The organism is Streptomyces sp. CNS606 (assembly GCF_000426325.1).
In genome coordinates this window covers 44,738-69,032 of the sequence record NZ_KE384521.1, presented here as the reverse complement: position 1 = coordinate 69,032, position 24,295 = coordinate 44,738, and the positions used below count along the sequence as shown (strand labels likewise).

General features: G+C 73.2%; 20 protein-coding genes, 1 tRNA gene and 1 other RNA gene. 14 read left to right on the top strand and 8 right to left on the bottom strand.

All coding sequences use genetic code 11. From position 1 onward, the window contains the following. The first annotated feature begins 206 nt into the window (after positions 1-206). The 7 genes from K304_RS30395 (at position 207) to K304_RS0120920 (ending at position 9,033) form a co-directional block, all read left to right on the top strand. Positions 207-2,249, top strand: a complete 2,043-nt coding sequence (locus K304_RS30395) for a beta-ketoacyl synthase N-terminal-like domain-containing protein (RefSeq protein WP_486591763.1) — start codon at positions 207-209, stop codon at positions 2,247-2,249. Further along, positions 2,246-3,847 (top strand): amino acid adenylation domain-containing protein, encoded by a 1,602-nt coding sequence (locus K304_RS30390; protein WP_051308674.1) that lies wholly within the window; start codon positions 2,246-2,248, stop codon positions 3,845-3,847. Before K304_RS30395 ends, K304_RS30390 begins: the two co-directional genes overlap by 4 nt. Before the next feature lie 81 nt (positions 3,848-3,928). Beyond that, positions 3,929-5,110 carry an FAD-dependent monooxygenase gene (locus K304_RS0120940; protein ID WP_027765314.1) on the top strand — a complete coding sequence of 394 codons (1,182 nt, stop codon included), beginning with the start codon at positions 3,929-3,931 and terminating at the stop codon, positions 5,108-5,110. A 337-nt stretch (positions 5,111-5,447) separates the two neighbouring features. Beyond that, entirely contained in the window at positions 5,448-7,622 is a 2,175-nt protein-coding gene (locus tag K304_RS31830; RefSeq protein ID WP_051308673.1) for an ATP-binding protein, read from the top strand. 16 nt (positions 7,623-7,638) lie between these two features. Continuing rightward, positions 7,639-8,067 carry a roadblock/LC7 domain-containing protein gene (locus K304_RS0120930; RefSeq protein WP_027765313.1) on the top strand — a complete coding sequence of 143 codons (429 nt, stop codon included), beginning with the start codon at positions 7,639-7,641 and terminating at the stop codon, positions 8,065-8,067. After that, complete coding sequence (locus K304_RS0120925) at positions 8,064-8,447, top strand: DUF742 domain-containing protein (protein ID WP_027765312.1); 384 nt, start codon at positions 8,064-8,066, stop codon at positions 8,445-8,447. Before K304_RS0120930 ends, K304_RS0120925 begins: the two co-directional genes overlap by 4 nt. A 4-nt stretch (positions 8,448-8,451) precedes the next feature. Continuing rightward, on the top strand, positions 8,452-9,033 hold the full coding sequence (locus K304_RS0120920; RefSeq protein WP_078529461.1) for a GTP-binding protein: 582 nt from the start codon (positions 8,452-8,454) through the stop codon (positions 9,031-9,033). Positions 9,034-9,101: 68 nt separating this feature from the next. Here K304_RS0120920 and K304_RS0120915 read toward each other — a convergent pair whose 3' ends face one another. From K304_RS0120915 to K304_RS30380, 5 genes are all read right to left on the bottom strand, one after another. Continuing rightward, the gene (locus K304_RS0120915; protein WP_027765310.1) at positions 9,102-10,067 is read right to left on the bottom strand and encodes an aldo/keto reductase; all 966 of its coding nucleotides are present in this window, start codon (positions 10,065-10,067) and stop codon (positions 9,102-9,104) included. 145 nt (positions 10,068-10,212) lie between these two features. Further along, a complete protein-coding gene (locus K304_RS0120910) occupies positions 10,213-10,578 on the bottom strand; it encodes a PH domain-containing protein (RefSeq protein WP_027765309.1) in 366 nt (121 codons plus the stop codon). A gap of 98 nt (positions 10,579-10,676) precedes the next feature. After that, positions 10,677-11,444, bottom strand: coding sequence for a DUF72 domain-containing protein (locus K304_RS0120905; protein WP_037791426.1), 768 nt, complete (start codon positions 11,442-11,444; stop codon positions 10,677-10,679). A gap of 40 nt (positions 11,445-11,484) precedes the next feature. Further along, a complete protein-coding gene (locus tag K304_RS0120900; RefSeq protein WP_027765307.1) occupies positions 11,485-12,408 on the bottom strand; it encodes a phosphorothioated DNA-binding restriction endonuclease in 924 nt (307 codons plus the stop codon). A gap of 70 nt (positions 12,409-12,478) precedes the next feature. Beyond that, on the bottom strand, positions 12,479-15,025 hold the full coding sequence (locus K304_RS30380; protein WP_051308672.1) for a SpoIIE family protein phosphatase: 2,547 nt from the start codon (positions 15,023-15,025) through the stop codon (positions 12,479-12,481). Positions 15,026-15,283: 258 nt separating this feature from the next. On the opposite strand from K304_RS30380, the gene K304_RS0120890 reads away from it, so the two are divergent. Both K304_RS0120890 and K304_RS33480 read left to right on the top strand, forming a co-directional pair. After that, entirely contained in the window at positions 15,284-15,793 is a 510-nt protein-coding gene (locus tag K304_RS0120890) for a SigE family RNA polymerase sigma factor (protein ID WP_027765306.1), read from the top strand. A gap of 67 nt (positions 15,794-15,860) precedes the next feature. Continuing rightward, positions 15,861-17,171, top strand: a complete 1,311-nt coding sequence (locus tag K304_RS33480) for a hypothetical protein (RefSeq protein WP_027765305.1) — start codon at positions 15,861-15,863, stop codon at positions 17,169-17,171. A gap of 327 nt (positions 17,172-17,498) precedes the next feature. Here the strand turns inward: K304_RS33480 and K304_RS0120880 are convergent. Continuing rightward, positions 17,499-17,583: transfer RNA gene (locus K304_RS0120880), tRNA-Ser, on the bottom strand. A gap of 121 nt (positions 17,584-17,704) precedes the next feature. Here K304_RS0120880 and ffs point away from each other — a divergent pair. From ffs to K304_RS0120860, 5 genes are all read left to right on the top strand, one after another. Next, positions 17,705-17,799, top strand: an RNA gene (gene ffs / locus K304_RS32515) — signal recognition particle sRNA small type. 78 nt (positions 17,800-17,877) lie between these two features. Further along, entirely contained in the window at positions 17,878-20,457 is a 2,580-nt protein-coding gene (locus tag K304_RS0120875) for a DNA polymerase III subunit gamma and tau (RefSeq protein ID WP_027765304.1), read from the top strand. Positions 20,458-20,782: 325 nt separating this feature from the next. Beyond that, entirely contained in the window at positions 20,783-21,118 is a 336-nt protein-coding gene (locus K304_RS0120870; protein ID WP_078529457.1) for a YbaB/EbfC family nucleoid-associated protein, read from the top strand. 259 nt (positions 21,119-21,377) lie between these two features. After that, positions 21,378-21,977, top strand: coding sequence for a recombination mediator RecR (gene recR, locus K304_RS0120865; RefSeq protein WP_027765302.1), 600 nt, complete (start codon positions 21,378-21,380; stop codon positions 21,975-21,977). After that, on the top strand, positions 21,970-22,644 hold the full coding sequence (locus tag K304_RS0120860) for a DUF5063 domain-containing protein (RefSeq protein WP_027765301.1): 675 nt from the start codon (positions 21,970-21,972) through the stop codon (positions 22,642-22,644). The genes recR and K304_RS0120860 overlap by 8 nt, the downstream gene beginning before the upstream one ends. A 111-nt stretch (positions 22,645-22,755) precedes the next feature. On the opposite strand, the gene K304_RS30375 is transcribed toward K304_RS0120860, so the two are convergent. Both K304_RS30375 and K304_RS0120850 read right to left on the bottom strand, forming a co-directional pair. Continuing rightward, entirely contained in the window at positions 22,756-23,223 is a 468-nt protein-coding gene (locus tag K304_RS30375) for a VOC family protein (RefSeq protein ID WP_051308671.1), read from the bottom strand. After that, on the bottom strand, positions 23,220-24,155 hold the full coding sequence (locus K304_RS0120850; RefSeq protein WP_078529455.1) for a helix-turn-helix transcriptional regulator: 936 nt from the start codon (positions 24,153-24,155) through the stop codon (positions 23,220-23,222). Before K304_RS0120850 ends, K304_RS30375 begins: the two co-directional genes overlap by 4 nt. Positions 24,156-24,295: the final 140 nt, after the last annotated feature.

Genomic DNA, 24,295 nt, shown 5'->3' with positions numbered 1-24,295 from the left:
GATTCGTCCTTGCGTAGGACAATCGGCCCTCCAGGCAAAACCGGAGTGTGTGGTTCAGCTCGCGTCCTCCGGGTTCACGTATGCGCTTTCGTCATTGATCATTGGCGGGTTCGCTTGTCGACGGCCGGTCAAGAAACAAGCACACAACGCAGTGAAGGAGAGTTCCGATGGGTGGCAGGTCCGCAGGAGATGTCGATGCGCGCTCCGTGGCTGTCATCGGCCTGGCCTGCCGGTTCCCCGGTGCGGCGGACGCCGATCGGTTGTGGGAACTACTCGAGGCCGGCATCGACGCGACGAGCGAGACGCCGGCGGAACGCTACGACGTCGAAGCCCTCTACTCCGCCGGATCCGAGCCCGGCACCCTCGCCGCCCGCCGGGCGGGCTACGTCGAAGGGGCCGGCGACTTCGACGCCGAGTTCTTCGGCATGTCCCCCACCGAGGCCGCCGAACTCGACCCGCAGGCACGCCTGTTGCTCATGACGTCCTGGGAGGCGCTGGAGGACGCCGGCCAGTGTGCCGGGGATCTCGCGGGAAGCCGCACCGGCGTCTACGTCGGCAACACACGGGCCGACTACCTGGAGATCCAGTTCCGCCAGGGCCTCCAGTCCGTCGCGCCCTCCTACTTCCACAACTTCCGTCCCCTGCTGCCCGGACGCGTCTCCCGCGCCCTCGACCTGCGCGGACCCAGCATCCTGGTCGACACCGCCTGCTCCTCGTCGCTCTCCGCCGTGCACTCCGCCGTGCAGGCGATGCGCGCCGGGGAGATACCCCTCGCCCTGGCCGCAGGCGTCAACATCCCGCTGCGTCCCGACGAGGGCGTGATGATGACCCAGGCCGGCACCCTCGCCCGCGACGGACGCAGCAAGTTCGGCGACGCGGGCGCCGACGGCTACTCGCCGAGCGACGGCGTCGGCGTGGTCGTGCTCAAGCCGCTGGCCGCCGCGCTCGCCGACGGCGACCGGATACGCGCCGTCATCCGCGGCAGCGCCGTCGGCAACGACGGCGGCACCGGCGACTCGCTTCTGCTGCCCTCCCTCGAGGGACAACTGGACGTACTGCGGTGGGCGTACGAGGATGCCGGGGTGAATCCGGCGGACATCGACTTCGTGGAGGCGCACGGCACCGGCTCGCCCTCACTCGACCACCTCGAACTCGGCGCGCTCGGCAGCGTCCTGGGCGAGGGCAGGCCCGCGGAGCGGCCCTGCCTGGTCGGATCGGTCAAGACCAATATCGGGCACGCCGAAGCGGCCGGAAGCATCGCCGGCCTCATCAAGACGGTGCTGTGTCTGGAGCACGAGCAGGTCCCCGGAAACCTGCACTTCGACACCCCCAACCCGCTGGTCCCCTGGGACGAACTCCCGCTGGAGCTGCCCGCCAAACCGCAGGACCTCTCGGGCCGCGAACGGCCGCTGCTGGCCGGTGTCTCCGGCCAGGGCGCGTCCTGCCTCAACGCCCACCTGGTGCTCAGCCAGGGCCAGACCCGTGCGATCGACCCGGCGCTGGCGCCCGCACCGGAACACGGCGCCGAGCCGCAGCTGCTCGCCGTGTCCGCGCGCTCGCCGCAGGCGCTCGCCGACCTCGCCGAGGCGTACGTCCGCTACCTGTCCCCCGGCGGACGCGGCTCGGTCCTGCCGCTGGCCGACGTCTGCTTCAGCGCCGCCACCCGCAGAGAACACCAACAGCACCGGCTCGCCGTGATCGGCGCCACCCACGAGGAGCTGGCGGAAGCACTCCAGGTCGCCGCGGTGCCGGACGCCGTCCCGCCGGCCGAACCGCCCGCCGGCCAGGACCGACGCAAGGGCGCGCTGGCCAGCATGGCGGAGCGCTACCTGGGCCTGCGGTCCGCCGACGTCAAGCGCCGGGAGCTGCTGGAGGCCGCCGCCGAGCAGTACCGGGCCGGCGTACTCCCGCCCTGGGCCGAGGTGTTCCCGCAGGCCGGACGCTTCGTCCCGCTGCCGCACTACGCCTGGCAGACCCGCCGCTACTGGGCGGGCGAGACCCCCGACCTGGACGCGGACGGCGAGGCACCGGACCTCGCCGGCCGGGTGCTGCGCGAACACGCCCGTACCGCCTACTCGGACGACTCGCAGCTCGCGGAGATCGGCATCGACTCCCTCGCCCGCCTCGGCATCGTGCTCCAGCTCGCCGAACAGCACGGGCTGGAGGTCGACATCGAAGACCTGGCGGAGCTGCGCACCGTGCGCGCCTTTCGCGCGTGGATCTCCGGCCTGGAGGCGAAGGTCGCATGACCGCCGCGAGCACCACCGCGAGCACCGCGAGCACCACCGCACCGAGAACGCTCTACGAGGTCTTCTCCCGTGCGGCGGCCGCCCACCCCGACGCCACCGCCCTGGAGATCGGCGACGACCGCCTGACGTACGCCGAGCTGCGGCATCTCGCAGACCGTGCCGCCGCCCGCCTCACCTCCGCCGCCGGCGGAGCGCCGCCCCGCCGGGTCGGCCTGCTGGCCGGCCGTACGACCGCCGCGTACGTCGGCTACCTCGCGATCCTGCGCACCGGTGCCACCGTGGTGCCGCTCAACCCGGGCTTCCCGCCCGGCCGCAACGCGGCCGTCGCGGGGGCGGCCGGCCTCGACCTGACGGTCGCCGAGGACGCCGAGGCCGGGAAGGAGACCGGCGTACCGCTGCTGGTCCTGGACCGGGACGACGTCACTCCGGGCGCCGACCACGCCGCCACCGTCGCCGTCGAGCCCGGACCGGCGGGACCGGGCGACGTGGCGTACGTGATCTTCACCTCCGGCTCCACCGGCACTCCGAAGGGTGTGCCGGTCCTGCACCGCAACATCTGCACCCACCTGGCGCACATCGCCCAGCGGTACGCCATCGGTCCCGGCTCCCGGCTCTCCCAGTCCTTCGAGCTCACCTTCGACGGCTCGGTGCACGACCTGTTCGTCGCCTGGGCCTCCGGCGGCACCCTGGTCGTCCCCACCCAGGCGCAGCTCATGGCGCCGGTGAAGTTCGTGAACTCCCGCCGCCTCACGCACTGGTTCTCGGTGCCCGCGATCGCGTCGTTCGCCTCCCGGCTGGGCACCCTGCGCCCGGACAGCATGCCGGACCTGCGCTGGAGCATCTTCGGCGGCGAGGCGCTGCCCGCGCCGCTGGCCCGCGCCTGGCAGGCCGCCGCACCCGGCTCCACCCTCGAAGTGCTGTACGGGCCGACGGAGGCCACCATCTCCTGCACCCAGTACCGCCCGGGCCCCCGCGTCGAGGACTGGCCACAGACGCCGAACGGCACCATGCCGATCGGCGAGCCGTACCCCACCACCGAGGTCGTGGTGCTCGACGAGCAGGGCCGGCCGGGCGACGTCGGGGAGCTGTGTGTACGCGGTCCCCAGCGCTTCCCCGGCTACCTGGACGCCGCCGACGACGCCGGACGCTTCCTCGCCATCGACGACGACGGCACCGTCCACCCGTACGACGGCAGCGGGCCGCTCACCGAGGCGCACTGGTACCGCACCGGCGACCGGGTGGCCCGGGAGGACTTCGGGCTGGTGCACCTCGGCCGCACCGACCACCAGGTCAAGGTCCGCGGCTACCGCATCGAACTCGGTGAGGTCGAGGGCCCGTTGCGCACCCGGCCCGGCGTGACCGAGGCCGCCGTCGTCGCCGTCCCCGGACCGGACGGCCAGCAGGAACTGGTCGCCGCCGTCACCGGCACCGGCCTCGACGCGGACACCCTGTTCGCCGGACTGCGCGGCCGGCTGCCGGAGTACATGCTGCCCCGGCGTATCGAGGTGCTGGCCGAGATGCCGCACAACACCAACGGCAAGATCGACCGCCGCGCGGTGCTCGCCCGGGTCGGGCAGTCCGCGCCGACCGCCCGGTGAAGCCCGGCCGGACCACGTGAACCGCGAGAGCACTGTGAGCACGCCCCCGTGAGCACGCCCCGAAGACCTGTGAGGCCGTACATGTTCGACGCCATCGTGGTCGGCGCCCGCTGCGCGGGCTCCCCGACGGCCATGCTGCTCGCCCGCGCCGGATACCGGGTGCTGCTGATGGACCGGGCGGAGTTCCCGTCCGACACCCTCTCCACCCACCTCATCCACCAGCCCGGCGTCGCCACGCTCGCCCGCTGGGGTCTGCTCGACCGGCTGCGCGCCACCGGCTGCCCGCCGCTGGAACGTGCCGTCTACGAGGTCGCGGACGTCCGCCTGGAGGGTTGCGGCCACGGCGTAGACGGCCAGCGTGCGGGCTACGCACCGCGCCGCCGCGTGCTCGACGCCCTGCTGGTGGAGGCGGCGGCCGAAGCAGGCGTCGAGGTCCGCGAACGCTGCTCCGTGAACGCCCTCCTGCACGACGAGACCGGACGCGTCGTCGGCGTGCAGGGCACCTACGGCGGCCGGCGCTTCACCGAGCACGCGCCGCTGGTCGTCGGCGCGGACGGCATGCGCTCCACCGTCGCCCGGCTCGTCGAGGCCCCCTTCACCGTCGAGGACCCGCGCCTCACCTGCGCCTACTACTCCTACTGGGACGACGTCCCCGCCTGCTTCGAGCTGTACGAGCGCCCCGGCGCCTGGGTGGCCGCCGTCCCCACCAACGACGCCGCGACTCTGGTGCTTACCTACTTCCCGCAGGACCGCTTCGACGAGGTGCGCACCGACGCGCAGCGCGCCTACCTCGAGCAGATACGCACCACCGCGCCCGCCCTCGCCGACCGGCTGCGCGGCCGGCTGCCGATGGAGCGGCTGCGCGGCACCGGCGACCAGCAGAACTACTTCCGGCAGGCCGCCGGCCCCGGCTGGGCCCTGGTCGGCGACGCCGGTCACCACAAGGACTCCATCACCGCGCGCGGCATCAGCGACGCCTTCTTCCAGGCCGAGTGCCTGGTCCGGCACGTCGGCGCCGACCTCCACGACCCCGCCGGGCTGGACGCCGCGCTCGCCGGCTACGCGCTCGAGCGGGACGAGGCGCTGACCGACGGCTACCAGGGCACGCTGTCCGCCGCCCGGCTGGAGGTGCACGACCAGCGGCTCACCCTGCTGCGCGCCGTCGCCAAGGACGCGGAGCTCACCGCCACCTACTTCGACATCGTCGCCGGAGCCGCCACCATCAAGGCGCTCTACACCCCGCAACTGCTGGCCGCCATGTGAACGGAAGGTGAGCGGGCGACGTCGTTCGCGCACACATGCGTCACCGGTCGTGTCCGTGTGCCGTCGCTATCCGGGCGAATGGGACCGCCGTCTACCGAGCTCTCCTCTTACTGTCGAAGGCGCACTACGACCCTGATACGGTTCGGCAGTCAGTCGGTACGCGACGATGACCGGTCAACCGACGCTGCGCGAAAGGCGCTTGGCGTGGGCGGAACCCACTGAAACTCCTTGCTGACACCTTCGCACGAGGACGCAGATGCCAGGTTTGTCAAGTAGGCCTACGGCACACAGAGCCGTGCACGGTAAGTCCCTGACACACTCGCTCGTCCTGCTGACAGTGACGCCTGTCATCGTTCTCGTCGGGCTCTGGGCGTTCGCGGCCACCGCGCTGGTCGTCGAACGGCAGACCGAGGAGAACCCGGCGCGTGCCGACGAGCTGGTGATGTGGGTCGCCATCGGCAGCATCGTCGCCGGCGCCGTACTCATCACCACCTGTCTGCTGGTCTGGCGGTACTCCCGCGGTCTCACCGGCCGCCTCCACCGGCTCCACCGGGAGACCGTGGAACTGGCCGGAACCGGACTGCCGCAGCTCGTACGGCAGCTCACCACCGGCGACAAGAAGCTTCCCGAGGAGCCCGCACCGGACCGCAGCCACGGCGACGACGAGGTCGGCGCCATGGCCTACGCGCTGCACCAGCTGCGCAAGTCCGTCGGCGACACCCTCGCCGAGCAGGCCCGCGGCCGCGAAGGCTCCGAGCAGGTGTTCCTCGGACTGGCCCGCCGCACCCAGGTGCTGATATCCCGACTCATCCCCAAGCTGGACGAGCTGGAACGCAAGCACCACGACTCCGACCTGCTGAAGGACATCTTCGCGGTCGACCACCTCGCCACCCGTGTCCGCCGGCACACCGAGAACCTGGTCATCCTCGGCGGCGCCCCGCCCGTGCGCCGCTGGAGCCGGGCCGTCCCGATCTACGAAGTGCTGCGCAGCGCGATATCCGAGACCGAGGACTACCGTCGCGTCGACGCCCAGCCCGCCCCCCAGGTGTCCCTGGTCGGTCCGGCCGTCGCCGACGTCGTGCACCTGCTCGCGGAACTCATCGAGAACGGCACCGCCTTCTCCCCGCCGGAGACCAAGGTCTCCGTAAGCGCTTCCCACGTCGCGAACGGCCTCGCCCTCGAGGTCGAGGACCGCGGCCTGGGCATGCCGGAAGCCAAGTACGCCCACATCAACCGGCTGCTGTCCGAGCCGCCCCGCCTCGACATGATGTCGCTGGGCGAGACTCCGCGCCTCGGCCTCTTCGTGGTCGCCCGCCTTGCCCGCCGGCACCACCTCGAAGTCTCCCTCCGCCGCTCCCACTACGGCGGCACGCTGGCCATCGTGCTGCTGCCGCACGAGCTGCTGGAGGAGACCAAGTCGCTGCTGTCCAGCATCGTGGACCGGCGCCAGGAGAGCGCCGACCGGCCGATGCCCGCCGGTGCCGGGCTCCTGGGCTCGTCCTCCTCGGTGAGCGAGACGGCGCTGCCCGCCGAACCGGCGGCAGCCTCCGCGCTCCCCGCCGCCGCCTCGGCCCCGGCCTTCCCGGCCCCGGCCGCAGCGGCATCCGCCGGACCGGCACCCGCGGGGGCGGGGAGCGGATCCGGCATGACCATGGCCGCCGTGGCGTCCGCGAGCGACGACAGCGACGGCTTCCCCTCGTACGGAGGTGCAGGTCTTCTGCCAAGCACTGACGAACCGGCCGCGGACGCGGGCCCATCGGAGGCGGCCGCGCGCTCCGAGCAGCCCCCGGCCGCAGATCCGGCACCCGCACCACACGCCCCGGCCCCCGCCGCCTCGTACGGCTCCGGTCCCTCGCTCGAACCCGCCTACGCCCGGACCCCCGGGCACACCCCCGGACTCCCGTCCGGGCAGGGCTCCGAGCGGAGTCACGACCGCGCCTACGGCGGTGGCTACGACCACGGTTCCCCCCGCATGTCCGGCGGTGCCGGCCTCTACCCGGGCCCTGAGGACGGGCCCGGGAACGGCCCCGGCGCCGCACCCGACTACGGCCGTGACCACGGCCGCGGGCCCGGCCGCGGGCCCGACCACGGCAGCGGTACCTCCGCCGCGCCGCCTCCCCCTCCCCTTCCCCAGCGCACCTCCGCACCGTCGGCCGAGCGGGCTCCCGAGCCCTCCGCCGCCCCTGCCGACAGCCCTCCCGGGCCGGACGGGATCGCCATGCCGAAGACCCTCCCGACCCGGGTCCGGGGCGAGAACCTCGCCGCCCCGCTGCGCCGTTCGCCGAACGAGTCGCCGGAGAGCGCCGGCCCGCCGTCCCCCGACAGGGCGGGCGCGGCCATCGGCGCGATCCAGTCGGCCAACCGGCGTGCACGCAACGCGCGGCCCGTTCCGCCCCCTCCGCCCCCATCGCCCGCTTCGTCGTCCACGCCCTCGACGCCGGCACCCCCCGCCGGCGGTCACGAGGCGCCGATGGACAGGCCGGAGTACGGCACCGGTTCCCAGGAATCTTGAGGAAGAACACACGACGATGACCCAGCCCACCGCCAGCGGCGACCTGAACTGGCTTCTCAACAATCTGGTGGCCGGTGTTCCCGAAGTGCACCACGCCATCCTGCTCTCCCAGGACGGTCTGACGCTGGCCTGGTCGGAGGGCATGGCCCGGGACGACGCCGAGCACCTCTCCGCGGTCGCCAGCGGACTGCAGAGCCTCTCGCACGGCGTCGCCCGCCACTTCTCCGGTGGCCAGGTCCGGCAGACCGTGATCGAGATGGACAACGCCTTCCTCTTCGTGACCAATGCCGGATACGGTGCCCGACTGGCCGTCCTGGCATCGGATCAGGTGGACGCGGGGATAGCCGCGTACGAGATGGCGATGATCGTTCAGAAGGTCGGGGAATACCTCAGTGCCGCACCACGCACGGAGGTCGCCTCCCACGGGCACAGCAGGGGGAATTGAGCATTCCGAAGGACAGGCCGTGGTTCGACGAGGGGGCCGGCTACCTCGTCCGGCCCTACACGGTCACCCAGGGACGCACCAGCCACGACCGGTCCGACTTCACCCTGATCACGCTGGTCAGAGCCACCGGACCCTCGATGCTGCCGCCCGGGTACGTGGACCAGTCGGAGTCGGCGGCCATCCTCGAACTCTGCCGGGAGCGGCCGCTGGCGGTCGCCGAGGTCGCCGCCCGCCTGGACCTCCCCCCGAGCGTGGTCAAAGTGCTCTGCGGCGACCTGCTCGACAGATCGATGATCACCATCAAGGTGCCCGGCACGGAGTCCGGCGCACCGAGCGTGGAACTACTGGAAAGGGTCATTCGTGGTATACGCGAACTCTGACCGGATGAATGGCCCCGTCGCGATGCCGACGGCACTGAAGATCCTCATCGCGGGCGGCTTCGGCGTCGGCAAGACCACCATGATCGGCTCGGTCAGCGAAGTGGCGCCGCTGGAGACCGAGGAGTACATGACCACGGCGAGCCTCGGCGTGGACGACCTCGCCGGCACGCCGGACAAGAAGACCACCACGGTCGCCATGGACTTCGGCCGCATCACCCTGGACGCCGACCACGTCCTGTACCTCTTCGGCACCCCCGGCCAGGACCGCTTCTGGTTCATGTGGGACGACCTCTCGCTCGGCGCCATCGGCGCCGTCGTCCTCGCCGACCCCCGCCGGATGAGCGACTGCTTCGCCTCCGTGGACTTCTTCGAGCAGCGCGGCATCCCCTTCGCCGTGGGCGTCAACTGCTTCTACGGGCGCCGGGAGTTCAGCACCGACCAGATCCGCACCGCCCTCAACCTGCGCACCCCGGCGCCGGTCATCATGTGCGACGTCCGCCACCGCAGCTCCAGCAAGAACGTGCTCCTCGCTCTGCTGGAGTCCGCCAAGGCCGCCGCCGCCAACCGCCTCGTCGCCGGCCCCTGACCGCCCGCCCCGGCCGGCGCGGCCGGGGCGGGCGGTCAGGGGGCTCAGGTGGCCCCGGAAGCCGCCGCTCAGGAGTAGAAGTTGCGCGGCCACCGGTGCTTCCGCAGCACGGCGAGCTTCCCGGCGGCCAGCGCGCGCCCGTCGCTGACCGCCACGTTGCGCTCGACGTTCCGCACGGTGCGCATGCCGGGGATGACGGTGGACACCGCAGGCGAACTCAGCACGAAGCGCAGCGCGTGCTCGGCCGTCTCGTCCCGTCCGATGCCGAGGTCGGTGGTCAGCGCGTCCACCCGCCGTTCGACCTGCGCCGGCCTGTCGTCACGGAAGTAGCGGCGGCGGAAGTCCCCTTCGGGGAACGTGCTGTCCGCCGTGATCCGCCCGGTGAGGCCGCCCTCGTCCAGGGCCACCCGCACGACGACGCCCACGCCGTGCTCCACGCACGCCGGCAGCAGTTCGTCCTCCGGCGACTGGTCGAAGACGTTGTAGATCACCTGCACGCTGTCCACGGCACCGGAGCGCACCAGTTCGACGGCGTTGCCCGGCTGATGGTCGTTGACGGAGATGCCGAACAGGCCGATCTTCCCTTCCTGCTTCAGCGCCGTGACCGTCTCCAGCCAGTCGCCGCGCCCGACCCACTCGTCGCTCCACACGTGGAACTGCAGCAGGTCGAAGTGGTCCAGCCCGCTGCTGCGGAGACTGGTCTCCAGGCTCGCGCGAATGTGCTCACCGGGAAACGTCCCGGCCGGGTCGAGCCCTTCAGGGGCGGGCCACACCCCGTTCAGCGGCGGCACCTTGGTGGCGACCCGCACCTCGTCGCGCCGCCGCTCCCGGACGACCCGCCCGACGATCCGCTCGCTCTCGCCGTAGCCCCGGGCCGTGTCGACGAAGGTGACGCCGAGGTCGAGGGCGCGGTCCAGCGCGCGCAGCGACTCGTCCTCGGTCGCACCCACCCAGCCGGACTCCCCGATGCCCCAGGCGCCGTACCCGATCTCGGAAACCGTCACTCCGCTCGCGCCCAACTCGCGGTACCGCACGCATCCACCCCTCCGGCCGACGCGCCCCGGCCCCGGCCGCACTCGGCTCTCCGGAACGTCCCCGGCGACCCTAGAGCGGCCCGCGCCCCGCGGCATCCGGTTTTCCCCCAGGCGCCGCGGCACGCGGGTCGGGCGGACGACGCGGCTACCGGGCCACGAACTGGGTGAGGACGGCCTGCACCTCGTAGATGTCGACGCCCTTGGTGAACGTCTTCTCGATCGGCGCCGGGCTCCCGGACAGCCAGATCTTCAGCTCGGCGTCCAGGTCGAAGGTGCCGGCCGTCTCCACCGAGAAGTGCGTGATGCTCCGGTAGGGCACCGAGTGGTACTCCGTCTTCTTGCCGGTGATCCCCTGCTTGTCGACCAGGATCAGCCGCCGGTCGGTGAAGAGGATGACGTCCCGGACCAACTGGTACGCCACGTGCACCCGTTCGCCGTTCCCCAGCAGCCGCCCGTAGTCCTGCTGCGCCTTCCCCGCGTCGATGGTGTGCGCGTTCCCGAACAGCGCCACGTCCGCCCCCTCTCGTCGAAGTTCACCCGATCTCGGGTAGAGACGCGGACGCGGCGGCCGTGGTTGCCGACGGGTGAGAGCCCGTTCCCGGGCCCACCTCACGGAACGGACGCGGGAACCGGCGTCGTCGTGCGGCACGCGGCTTCCGCGGTCCGGGCGAAGCGGACGGCGTCGAGGACCGCGGCGGCGCCGGGATCGTTGTTGAAGTAGACGAACACGTCGTCCCGGTCGGCGTACGCGTCCGCGATCCGTTCCGCCCAGACGCGCAGCGCCTGCCGGCCGTACCGCGGCCACGGTCGCGCGGCGCCCTCGTGCAGGCGCACATACCCCCAGGACGCCGTCCGCCACAGCGGGGTGACGGGACGGGACAGGCGGTCCGCCCAGCACACCGGGCTGTCGTGGCGCTCCAGCACCGCCCGCAGGGCATGCCGCTCCTCCCACCAGGAGGCGTGCCGCAGCTCGACGGCCACCCGCACCCCGCGCGGGAAGCACCGCAGGCACGCGTCGAGCGCGTCCACGTCCGCGCGGAAACCGGGCGGCAGCTGCACCAGCACCGGCCCCAGCCGGTCACCCAGCCCTTCCACGGCCCGGCCCGTCAGCCGCGCCACCGGCCCGGACGGCTCCCGCAGCCGCCGGATGTGCGTGAGATACCGGCTGGCCTTGACGGTCATCACGAACCCCTCCGGCGTCCGCTCCCGCCATCCGGCGAACGTCTCCGTGGTGGGCAGCCGGTAGAAGGCGGAGTTGTTCTCCACCGTCGCGAACCGCCGCGCGTACTCCTCCAGCCAGAGCCGCTGCGGCACCTGCGCCGGGTAGAGCACTCCGCACCAGTCCCGGTACTGCCACCCGGACGTCCCGACCCACATCACGCGTCGGCGGGTACCCCCGCCCCGGCCGGCGGAACGGCTACTCGGCGTGTACGGCCTGCCGGGGCGCGCCGCGGAACACGTTGCGCGCGTGCCAGGCGCGGTGCTCCGCCGCGACCGTCGCCGCGCCGCGCTGCGGCCCGATCAGCGGCCGTCCCGCCAGCTCCAGCACCTGTTCCCGCGCGGCCCGTCCCCGTCCGACGAAGTGCTGGGACACCATGACCTCCCGGCCCTCCCCGACGCCGAGCACACCCTTGTCGAACAACCGGTGATGCAGCGAGCACAGGCAGAGACCGTTCTCGACGACGTCCGGCCCGTCGAACGCCCACCACCGCACGTGCGCCGCCTCCAGCCCCACGGGCACGGCCCCGATGCTGCCGTCGTAGCCGCAGAACGCGCACCGGTACTCGTACGCGGTCAGTACGGCGTTCCGCATCCGACGGTCGCGTATCCGCCGGTCCCGCCGCCGGCGCGCGGTCGGCACCACCTCCGTCACCACGTCCGTCACGCCCGCACCCGTCACGAGGCCCACCGCATCCAGCAACTCCTCGTGCAGCGACGGAGGGAAGTGCAGATCCAGCAGTACGGCCGCCAGCCGGTCGGCGAGCCCCGCGTCATCCGCCAGCGCCTGCCGCAGCCCGGGCGCCAGCCGCCCGGTAGCCCCCGACTCCCGCAGCGCGCCCACACCGGTTCCGGGGCTGCCCCGCCCGCCGTCGGTGCGCACCTCCCACACCCCGTCGCCGGCCAGATGGTGGAACGGGTACGCCGGCGTCGTCCGGTGCGCGGGCCCGTACTCCTCGAGCAGCCGTTTCAGGTCGTTCTCCACGGCGCTGTACCGCAGCCCCGCGTCCGCGTCCTCCTGGAACCGCCCCAGCGCGTACAGCAGCAGCAACGGCTTGTGCGGCGCCCGCACCCCGTTCGCGCTCCACTGCCGCAGCTCCCCGACGCGCCCCACCCAGTCCACGAACGAAGATCCTAAGCGGAAGCGGAAGCGGAACCTCGAACACCCCGAGCAGCCGCCGCTGGACGGGGCGTCAGGCGCCGCGTGCCTCCGGAGGGACGGGCTGTTCGCACCAGATCGTCTTGCCGTCACGGCTGTGCCGGCTGCCCCAGCGCTGGGTCAGCTGTGCCACCAGAAGGAGTCCGCGTCCGCCTTCGTCGAAGACCGGTGTGCGGCGCAGGTGCGGGGCGGTGCTGCTGGTGTCGGAGACCTCGCAGATGAGGGCGTTGTCCTTGATCAGCCGGAGCTGGATGGGGGGAGTCCCGTAGCGGATGGCGTTGGTGACGAGTTCGCTCACCACCAGTTCGGTGACGCAGGCCATGTCCTCCAGACCCCAGGCGGCCATCCGGCGGGTGGCCCAGGACCGGGCGTCGGCGACGACCGCCGGGTCGGCGGGCACGTCCCACGTGGCGACCCGGTCCTCGTCGAGGGCGTGGGTGCGGGCGATCAGCACCGCCACGTCGTCCTCGGGGTGCTCGGGCAGAAGGGCCCGGACGACCGCGTCGCAGCGGGCGTCCAGGGAGGAGGCCGGACGGGCGAGCGCGCGGCCCAGCCGCTCCAGGTTCTCGTCGATCTCGCCGGCGCGGGTGCTGATCAGCCCGTCGGTGTAGAGGACGAGTTCGCTGCCGTCCCGCAGCCGCAGTTCGCTGGTCACGTAGGGCAGGCCGCAACCTCCCAGCGGGGGACCGCATTCGACGGGCGGGAACGTGACGTCGCCGTCCGGGGTGAGCAGCGCCGGTGGCGGCTGCCCGGCGGAGGCGACGGAGCAGTTCCGGGTGACGGGGTCGTACACGGCGTACAGGCAGCTCGCCGTCGCCTCCGAGGTGGCGGACCCTTCCGGTGCGCCCGCCTCACCGGCGTCGAGGTGGGTGACCTGGTCGTCGAGGCGGGCCAGCAGTTCGTCGGGGGCGAGGTCCACGTCGGCGAGGGTGCGTACGGCCGTGCGCAGGCGGCCCATGGTGGCGGCGGCGTGGATGCCGTGGCCGACCACGTCGCCGATCACCAGGGCGACGCGGCCGCCCGACAGGGGGATCACGTCGACCCAGTCGCCGCCGACGCCGAACTGGGAACTCGCGGGCAGGTACCGGAAGGTGGCCTCCAGCGCGGGACGGCGCGGGAGCTCCCGGGGGAGCAGGCTCCGTTGGAGGGCGAGCGCGGCGGTGTGCTCGCGGGTGTAGCTGCGGGCGTTGTCGAGGGAGATGGCCGCACGGGTCACCACCTCCTCGGCGAGGAGCAGGTCGTCGTCCTCGAACGGCTCGTTCGGCCAGGAGCGGCAGAACACCGTCAGACCCAGGGTCACCCCCCGTGCGCGGATGGGGACGAGCAGCCACGAGTGGAAGCCGTACTGCTCGGCGCGCTCGGCCCGCACCGGGTCGTCCGCGAACCACCGGCTCACCCGGGAGTCCCTGCACCTGAGCAGCAGCGGGCGGCCCTCGGCGAGGCAGCGGAACGGGGGCGAGGACGGCGGGTACGTGTCCACGGCGCCGGGCGCGGCCATGGCCTCCGGGGCCCCTTCGTTCACGGACTGGTGCGCCATGCGGCGCAGCGTGACGCCGGTGACGACGGGGCCTGGTTCGTCGCCGCGGAGCAGCGGCTCCAGCAGGTCGACGCTCACGAAGTCGGCGAGCCGGGGCACGAGTACGTCGGCGAGTTCCTGGGCGGTCATGCTCAGGTCGAGCGTGCTGCCGATGCGTGCGCCGGCTTCGTTCAGGAGGGCCAGCCGCTCCCGGTAGGCGTGCGGTTCGGTCACGTCGTGCACCGTGGCGCACACGCCCAGTATCCGGCCCGCGCTGCCCCGCAGCGGGGAGGCGGTGGCCAGCAGTACGCGGTCGTGGTCCGGGTCGGCCCGTGTGCGCGCGTGCATCGTGCAAGGGGCCGCGTCGGTGCCGCTGCGCATCGCCTGGCGCATGCAGGCCTCCCACCGGGCGATGTCCGGGCTGGTCAGGACGTCGCCCGGCCGTGTCCCCCGGCGTTCGCACTGGGAGGTGCCGGTCATCCTGCTCATGGCGGTGTTCTGCCAGACGCAGCGCAGGTCCGTGTCGTACACCGTGAGCGGCACGGGGGACGCACTGAACAGCCAGTCCAGCATGGCCGGGCCGTCGGGGAGCGCGAAGACCTCCGCGACGTCGTGGGTGACGTCGTGTGTGCCGGCGCGTGCGACGTCGTGCGTGCCGTGGTGCGGTCCCGCTGCCGTGTCGGTCGCGGTGCCGTGGGTCGTGCCGTCCGCCGCGTCGTCCTCCGGTGCGACGGCCAGCAGCGCCCGCTGCCCCGCGCCGCCGTCGGAGAGGCGGCACGCCCGCACCGGAACCGTCAGCAGGTGCCCGCTCGCGTGCCGCAGGGTGACGTCGCCGTCCCATTCCTCGGTGACCGACGACAGGACCCCGGGGCCGGAGGCGATGAGGCGTCCCACCGGCACGCCCACGACCTGGTCGGCGAAGTAGCCCAGGAGGTACCGGGCGCCGGGACTCCATCCCGTCACCACGTCCGCCTCACCGAGGGTGATCACGGCGACCCGGCGGGCGGTGGGCGGGTCCGCGAGAAGCCGGTGGTGATCGCTCCGGTGCTGGTCGGGTACGTTCATAGCGCCTACCTCGCTCCTGTGGAACGCTTCCGGCGTTCCACCGCAGGCATGCCCTCCAGCGTCCCCCCGGATCGGCTCGCACACAAGCACAGCGACCCGTTCCGGCGACCCGCCGCGCCGGGGGCCGTACAGCCCCGGGGCCGGGGCGTCACCTCGATCGGAGCGTCCACGAAAACCCGGGTGAAACATTTCCGTCGTCCCGGCGCATCAAGAAGGTGAACACCACACGCGGCGAGCGGCAACACGGGGGAGTCGTACATGAGGCAGGGACGCTCGGACGAGTACGCCGAGTTCGCGCGAGCGCGAGCGGGGCACCTCTACCGGTCCGCGTGTCTGCTCACCGCCGGCGACACGCACCTGGCCGAGGACCTCGTGCAGGAGACCCTCGGCCGGTTGTACGTCCGCTGGGGGCGGGTGTCCCGCGCGGAGAACCCGGCAGGGTACGCGCAGACCGTGCTCACCCGGACGTTCCTCGCCCACCGCCGTCGGCACAGCAGCGGCGAGCGGGTGACGGACCGGTTGCCGGACCGGGGCGTCGCCGTCGACGGCGACGCCTCGCTGCGGCTGACGCTGATGGACGGACTTTCCCGGCTGGCGGTGAAGGACCGGGCCGTCCTCGTCCTCCGCTACTGGGAGGACCGCTCGGTCGCCCAGACCGCCGACGTGCTCGACGTCAGCTCGGCGGCCGTGCGGACGCGCTGCGTGCGGGCGCTCGGACGGCTCAGGGAGCTGCTGAGCGAGGACCTGGCGGAGTACGCCGGGCGCTGACACCGACCGTCGCCGGCTCCGCCTTCGTGCTCGATTCGACTCATCCCCCGGAAAGGGTGGTTTGGCCATGCCCGAGAACCCTCACGACGATCCGTCCGACGACCGGGTCGTCGCCGCCCTGCGCGAGGCCGCGCACGGCTTCGAGGCCGACCACGAGGCGCTCGTCGCCGGCGGACGGTCCCGTGGACGCAGGACGGTCCTGCTGCGTCGCCGGGCAGGCGTGCTGGGCGGGGTGGCAGGCGTCGCTCTGATCGGCGTGGCCGGCGCGGTGCTGCCCACGGGCGGCGCGTCGGAGCCCGGGCCCGTCAACGTGGCGTCGAGCGGCTCCCCCTCCGCCGCTCCCTCGTCCGCCGTCTCCGCCACGCCCACCTCCCCGGCCTCCGCCGCTCCCACGTCTTTCACCGGCGACGCCCTCCTGCGGGAGCTTCGGGAAATCCTCCCGGACGGTGGTCGCTTCAGCGGTGAGAGCGCCCGTGGCACGGATGCCGAGCTGGGGCCGACCGCGCGACTCGTGTACGACGACGGTGACGGTGCCGCCGCGATCGCGGTGGGCTTCAGCCGGGTCGACCCGGACAGCGCGCGGGCCGAGGAGCTGACGACGTGCCCGGACCCGACCTTCACCCCGCACGACGACTGCAGCAGTAGCCGGCTGTCCGACGGCTCGCGGTTCATGGTGTTCCAGGGCTACGAGTATCCGGACCGGCGTGTAGACACCAAGTGGTGGTCGGCGGGCCTGGTCACGCCTCAGGGACAGTACGTGTCCGTCGACGAGTGGAACGCCCCGGCGCAGAAGGGCGCGCCGGTCAGCCGCGAGAACCCTCCACTGACGCCGGAGCAGCTGCGGGAGGTCGTGACCGCCGACGTGTGGCGCGACGTGGTGGACGCCGTTCCGCAGGACCCCGGGCCGACACCCACGGAGAGCCTCCCGGACGACCCTCCGCCACCGGGCGCACCGGGAAACGAGGTGGGTAGGACCCTCGCCGAACTGCTTCCCGGGAAGCTGGACGTGGTCGAGCGCGGGCACCAGGACTCCCAGTACGCCTACGTCGTGGTGGACGACGGGCGGGGAAGGAGCCTCGTCCAGATCAACGTGCAGTACGGGATGGACGACGTCGCCGACGAACTCTTCGCATCCGCCGAGACCCTTCCCGACGGCACGCTCGTCGCCACCCGGCAGGGACCGGGCGACGACCGGGTCCCGGGGGTCGTCATGTGGACCGTGGACACCCTGCGGCCCGGTTCCGACGGCTTCCGCGTCGTGATCAGCGCCTTCAACAACGGTGCGGCGCACGCCGAGCCGGGCCGCGCCACCCCGGCGCTGACGATGCAGCAGCTGCGGGAGGTCGCGCTCAGCCCGAAGTGGGAGAAGCTCCGCTAGGACGCGCAGTGCGGGGCGCACACGACGGTGCGAGAGGTCGCCGCCGCCGACGGCTGTGAAGCCGGCTGCGGTTCACGAACCCGACGAAGGCTCCGACCGGCGAACCGGTCCGGGGCCTTCGTTCAGCTGGTGAGGCGAACTCGTGCGGGGTTGCCCCAACACGCTTTCCACCTGCGTGGGCGGACTGCTCGATCAGCAACCGTGAGGGTGCCGGGTCTCCTACCCGCGGCAGGGAGCGTGGCAACTGAGACCAAACTGAGGCCACGAACTACGTAGGGCCCCACCGCCGGAGCGGTGGGGCCCTACGTTCAGCCCGGTGAGGCTGGGCGGAGGATACGAGATTCGAACTCGTGAGGGGTTGCCCCCAACACGCTTTCCAAGCGTGCGCCCTAGGCCACTAGGCGAATCCTCCGCCGCAAACCATACAAGACATCGAGGGGTGCTCGCGAACCCGCTCCCCGGGGTCGGCCGGTTGGGTCCGGAGGGGTGGGTGGGTGGTTCGTTCGCAGCTCGGGGCATCGGGTAGGCTGAGCGCAGCCCCTCACGTGGCGCTAACTCTCTGAACTCCCCCAGGGCCGGAAGGCAGCAAGGGTAGGGGGGCTCTGGCGGGTGCGTGAGGGGCGCCTTGCGTTCCGGCCACGGCGTCCGCGCGTCGCTGTGTCCTCGGGGTTCCTGTGATGTCGGTGGGGGCCGATATCGTCGGGGTGTGTCGTCCCTCGCTCTGTACCGCCGCTACCGCCCGGAGACCTTCGCCGAGGTCATCGGGCAGGAGCATGTCACCGACCCGCTGCAGCAGGCGCTGCGCAACAACCGGGTCAACCACGCGTATCTCTTCAGCGGGCCGCGCGGCTGCGGCAAGACGACCAGTGCGCGCATCCTCGCCCGCTGCCTGAACTGCGAGCAGGGCCCCACGCCGACGCCGTGCGGAGCGTGCCGGTCCTGCCTGGACCTGGCGCGCAACGGGCCCGGGTCGATCGACGTGATCGAGATCGACGCCGCCTCGCACGGCGGTGTGGACGACGCCCGTGAGCTGCGCGAGAAGGCGTTCTTCGGGCCGGCCTCCAGTCGTTACAAGATCTACATCATCGACGAGGCGCACATGGTCACCCCGGCGGGCTTCAACGCCCTGCTGAAGGTGGTCGAGGAGCCGCCGGAGCACCTCAAGTTCATCTTCGCGACGACGGAGCCGGAGAAGGTCATCGGCACCATCCGGTCGCGTACGCACCACTATCCGTTCCGGCTGGTGCCGCCCGGGACGTTGCGGGACTACCTGTCGGCCGTGTGCGAGCGCGAGGCGATCCCGGTGGACGAGGCCGTCCTGCCGCTCGCGGTGCGCGCGGGCGCCGGATCCGTACGTGACTCGATGTCCGTGATGGACCAGCTGCTGGCCGGGGCCGGCGAGGACGGCGTGACGTACGCCATGGCCACCGCGCTGCTCGGCTACACGGACGGCGCGCTGCTGGACGAGGTCGTGGAGGCGTTCGCGGGCGGCGACGGGGCGTCGGCTTTCGAGATCGTGGACCGCGTGATCGAGGGCGGCCACGACCCGCGCCGTTTCGTGGCCGACCTCCTGGAGCGGCTGCGTGACCTGGTGATCCTCGCGGCGGTGCCGGACGCGGCGGAGAAGGGGCTGATCGACGCGCCGGTGGACGTGCTGGAGCGGATGCTCGACCAGGCGCGGAAGTTCGGCGCGGCGGAGCTGAGCCGTGCGGCGGACCTGGTGAACAGCGGCCTGACCGAGATGCGGGGGGCGACCTCCCCGCGGCTGCAACTGGAGCTGATCTGCGCCCGCGTGCTGCTGCCCGCGACATACGCGGACGAGCAGTCGGTGCAGGCGCGCCTGGACCGACTGGAGCGCGGCGCCACGGTGGCGGGTGCGGGAGGCCCGGTGGCGGGCCCCGCACCGGCCGCCGCGGGCGGTGTGCCGGCAGCGCCCGGAGCGACCGGGCCGGCAGCGGCGCGTGCCGCGCTGGGCGGTCCGCCCGCGGGGCCGCCGCAGGCGGAAGCCCCGAGCGGGCAGGCACCGCAGACGCACGCACCGCAGACGCACGCGACGCAGGGACCGGTGCACCAGGGCGATGGTGCGCCGGGGCGGCCCGCCCAGGCGGCCGAGGCGGACGAGGGCGAGGTCGGCCCCGACGGCTGGCCGGTCGGAGCCGCACCCGCCGCAGGCCCCGAGCCGGGGCGCCGCCCCGGTGCGTCCCCCGCTGGGAGCACGGCGCCGCAGGAGGGGGCCGGTGGTCCGGGGGCGGGCGGCCCGGGCGCCGAGACGCCGGGACGGCGTCCGGGCGCGTGGCCGACGGGCACCGGGCCCGCCGAGGGCGCTCAGGAACCACGGCAGCCGCAGCAGCAGGCGGAGCGGCGACCGGGAGAGTGGCCCGGCGCGGGAGGTGGTGCGGGCTCCGCGGCCCCGTCCGCCGAGGCCGCCCCGGTGCAGGGGCGGGCGGCCGGGCCGCCCGCAGCACAGCCGCAGCAGTCCCAGCAGCCCCAGTCCCACCCACAGCCCCAGTCCCACCCACAGCCCCAGTCCCACCCACAGCCCCAGGCGCCGTCGCAGGACAGCGCGCAGGGTGCGGCTCAGGTGCGGCAGCTGTGGCCGCAGATCCTCGAGGCGGTCAAGAACCGTCGCCGCTTCACCTGGATCCTCCTCAGCCAGAACGCCCAGGTCGTCGGCTTCGACGGCACGACGCTCCAGGTCGGTTTCTCCACCTCCGGCGCACGGGACAGCTTCGCGAACGGCGGCAGCGTCGAGGTGCTCGTGCAGGCACTGAACGACGCGGTCGGCGTGCAGTGGAAGGTCGAAGCGGTCGTCGATCCGTCCGGCGGCGCCGGTTCGGGACCGGCTGGCGGCGGCCGTGGCCCGGGTCCGGGCCCGGGTCCGGGGCAGGGCGGCCACGGCGGGCCCGGAGGCGCGGGTGGTTCCGGGTGGGGCGGCGGCGGTACGTCGCCGGGCCCCGGCGCGGGAGCGGTCCCGCACCCGTCCCCACCACCCGGCGCCGGTGACGGCGCGGGTCCCGGAGGGGGAGGTGGCGCTTCGGCCGCATCTCCGTCTGCGGGCGCGCGCCAGGCCCTGGCCTACGCCCAGACCGCGCCGGCGGGAGCGGAGGCGGGCGCGGCTCCCCGTCCGTCGGCACCGGTGGCGGCGCCTGCGGCTCAGCCCTCTTCCATCGAGGACGACATGCCGGCGGACGACGACGCCGACCTCGACGAGAATGCCCTCTCTGGCTACGACCTGATCGTGCGCGAACTGGGCGCCACGGTGATCGAGGAGATCCCGCACGACTGACGGGCTCCCGCCGGTCGGCCGGACGAGTCTCCCGGGCGGGCCGTGCGCCGCCGCTCGGGCGCCGAGGGCGGGGGCTCCGCCCGGCCGGGCGGAGTGGCGGACGTCGGGCTCCGCGCACGCCGCGCCGTCCGGGTCGTGCCCCACGGCCCTGCAGTCGGGTCCGGGTGCGGGGTCGCGCGGGGGAGGCGGGCCCACCGAGCCGGCCTCCCCGCTCCGTGCGTCGGGGCGCGGCGTCGGCGGGCGGCTGGTGGGGAGGGCCGCGAACGCGGCGCCGAACACGTAGGCTCGGGCGCGTACACACGTCCTCGACGACCAGGAGCCAGTCGTGATTCCCGGTGGTGGCCAGCCCGACATGCAGCAGCTGCTGCAGCAGGCGCAGAAGATGCAGCAGGACCTCGCGGCGGCGCAGGAGGAGCTCGCGCAGGCCCACGTCGAGGGGTCGGCGGGCGGTGGCCTGGTCAAGGCGACGGTCAATGGTTCCGGTGAGCTGCAGGGTCTGGTGATCGACCCCGGGGCCGTGGACCCGCAGGACACGGAGACCCTGGCCGACCTGGTGGTCGCCGCCGTGCGGGACGCGAACAACGAGGCCCAGGAGCTGGCGCAGCAGAAGCTCGGCCCGCTGGCACAGGGCCTGGGCGGCATGCCGGGCATGCCCTTCTGACGGACGCACGGGGTGACGTACGGGCGTCCGCGCCGGCGGTCCCGCCGCGTGGGCGCCGCGTCGTTCCCGTCCTCGTCCTCCGCTTCGGTGCCACGCCGGGACCCACCCCTGCGTGCAGCGTGCCCCGAGCCGCCCGGGCGACCTGCGGCGGTCCGGTACGACAACCGCCGAGGCGGTAGCAGCCGCGCGCCGCGGGCGACTACCGTACGGCGTACGGCAGAGCCGGGAGCCGGTTCCCGGGGAGTGAGAGCAGGCATCCGTGTACGAAGGCGTGGTCCAGGACCTCATCGACGAGTTGGGCAGGCTGCCCGGCGTCGGTCCGAAGAGCGCGCAGCGGATCGCCTTCCACATCCTCCAGGCGGAGCCGACCGACGTCCGGCGTCTCGCGGCGGCCCTCACCGAGGTGAAGGAGAAGGTCCGCTTCTGCGCGGTCTGCGGCAACGTCGCGCAGGCCGAGCAGTGCCGGGTCTGCCAGGACCCACGTCGCGACCCCGCGCTGATCTGCGTGGTGGAGGAGCCGAAGGACGTCGTCGCGATCGAGCGGACCCGGGAGTTCCGCGGCCGGTACCACGTGCTGGGCGGGGCGATCAGCCCGATCGAGGGCGTGGGCCCGGACGATCTGCGTATCCGTGAGCTGATGACCAGGCTCGCGGACGGTTCGGTGACGGAGCTGATCCTGGCCACCGACCCCAACCTGGAGGGCGAGGCCACGGCCACGTACCTCGCGCGCCTGGTCTCCGCGATGGGCCTCAAGGTCACCCGCCTGGCCAGCGGCCTCCCCGTCGGGGGGGATCTCGAATACGCCGACGAGGTCACGCTGGGGCGGGCCTTCGAGGGGAGGCGAACGCTGGATGTCTGACGCCACGCTCAACTCGATCAAGGACGACCCGAACGACTTCGCCGTGCAGATCTCCGACCAGGTCGAGAGCTTCCTCGTCTCGGTCGTGGAGGTCGCCAAGGGCGACGAGCCGGACAGCGCCGTCCCGTACCTGCTGCTGGAGCTGTCCCAACTGCTCCTGGCGGGGGGCCGGTTGGGCGCGCACGAGGACATCGTTCCCGAGGAGCGCTACGAGCCGGACATCGGCCCGGAGGCGGATGTGGACGAGCTGCGCGAGCGCCTCGCGGGCCTGCTGGAGCACGTCGACGTCTACACCGAGGTCTTCGACCCGTACGAGCCGCACAAGGCTCCGGTGGCCTGCCGGATCTCCGACGACGTGGCGAACATCGTGACCGACCTGCGGCACGGCATGGCCCACTACCGCGCGGGTCGCGTCAGCGAGGCGCTGTGGTGGTGGCAGTTCTCCTACCTCACCAACTGGGGTACGGCCGCCTCGGCGTCGCTGCGGGCGCTCCAGTCGCTGGTGGCGCACGTGCGGCTGAACCAGCCGCTGGGTGCGCTCGACGGGCTGGACACCGACAGCGACACCGAGAGCTACGACGGTGAGCTGGAGGCGGAGGCCGGTGCGGTGATGGCCGCGGAGATCGGCGAACCGCTGGGCATCCGGCCGAACGGCAGCCCGGCCTGACCAGCGGGTGGGCCGGCCCACCCCGAACGGACCGGGCCGGACCGTCCCGAACGGACCCGAACGGCCCGCCGGATCAGCCCGGCCCGCGCTCCCGCCGCCGCCCCCGGACCCTCAGCCCTGTCCGGCCGGCGGCACGGGCTCGCCGCGGTAGACCCCGAAGCACCAGAGGTTGCCCTCGGGGTCGGTGATCGTGAAGTCGCGGTTGCCGTAGTCCTGGTCGGTGAGGTCGCGCCCGATGGTGACCCCGGCCGCCTTGACCCGTGCGTAGAGGCCGTCGACGTCGTCGGTGACCACGTAGGCGCCGAAGGTGCCGGGCGTCACGTTCCACTCGCCGTCGGGCTTGTGGGAACCGAGCATCACGCCGCCGCCCTCGGGCCAGCTGAGCTGGGCGTGCGCGACCCGGTCGCCGTCGGTGTAGACGGCGGTGCGGTGGAAGCCGATCTTCTCCACCAGGAAGTCGATCAGGCCGAGCGCGTCACGGGCCGAGAGGGTGGGCCAGACGGTCGGCGCGGGGGCCTGAGGCGTGGGGTCTCCGGTCTGTGGTGTGCCGGTCTCGGTGCCGGTGTGCTGTGCGTTCATGCGTCCCACTCTTCGCCGTTCCGGTGTCCTCCGGCTTGGATATTCCGGCGCTCCTCGCAGATCCACCCGGTCGGGCTCAGCCCGGTGTACTGGCGGAAGTCCCGCACCAGGTGCGAGTGGTCGAAGTAGCCGCAGCGGGCGGCGATCCGCGACAGGTCGGGCGTCCGCCCCGCCGTGACGGCCTCCGTCACGGCGCGCTGCGCCCGTTCGAACCGCATCAGCCGGCTGACCTGCTTGGGCCCGGCCCCCACCTCGCGCTGGAAGAGGGTGGTGAGCTGCCGCCGGCTGAGCGCGACGTGCCGGGCCATGCCGTCGAGCGAGCCCGCGCCGCCGTGCCAGGCCATCCAGCGCCAGGCCTCCGCGATCTCCGGGCGCACCTCGGCCCGCCGTCCGGCGTCCTCCGCCTGCCGCCGCAGGTACGCGGTCAGCGTCGCGAAGCGTTCCGCCCAGCCGGACTGCTCGCCGAGCTGCTCGCGGATCTCCACGGCCCGCGCGCCGAGGACGTCTCCGCCGTCGCCCGCCAGCTGCGTGAGCTCGGCCGCGGGCATGCCGAAGAGGGCACGCGCGGCCAGCGGGTGCACCGCCAGCTGCACGCCCTCCTCGTGGGACGGCTGCACGACGTACGCCGGCCGCTGGTGCAGGCCGCCGAGCACGATCTCGGTCCGGTACGCGTCCGCCGAGCGGGCGTGCTCGGGAGACTCGCCGGCCACCACCGGGCCGTCGAGGGAGAAGATCAGCGTGAGGTGGGGGGACGGCAGCCCGCGGTGCAGCTGCGGTGTGGCGCCACGGCTGCGGTAACCGGTCGTCGAGGCCACCATGGCGCCGAGGGTGCGGCGGGCGCGCGCGAACTCGTACGTGCCCCCCAGCGGCGGGTCCGCCGGGGGCGCGGTCGGTGCGGCAGCGGTCGTGGCGCTGCGACGGCCGGAGCCCATGGGGCCAGTATGCGCGCCGCCGCCGACAGCCGCCGCTGACAGCCGCCGCCGACAGCCGCCGCGCCCGGCGGTCCGTCCGGCTCGGGCGCCGGTACGGCTCCACGCCGGCACGTCCGCATGGTCGGCGACCTGCTGTCGCG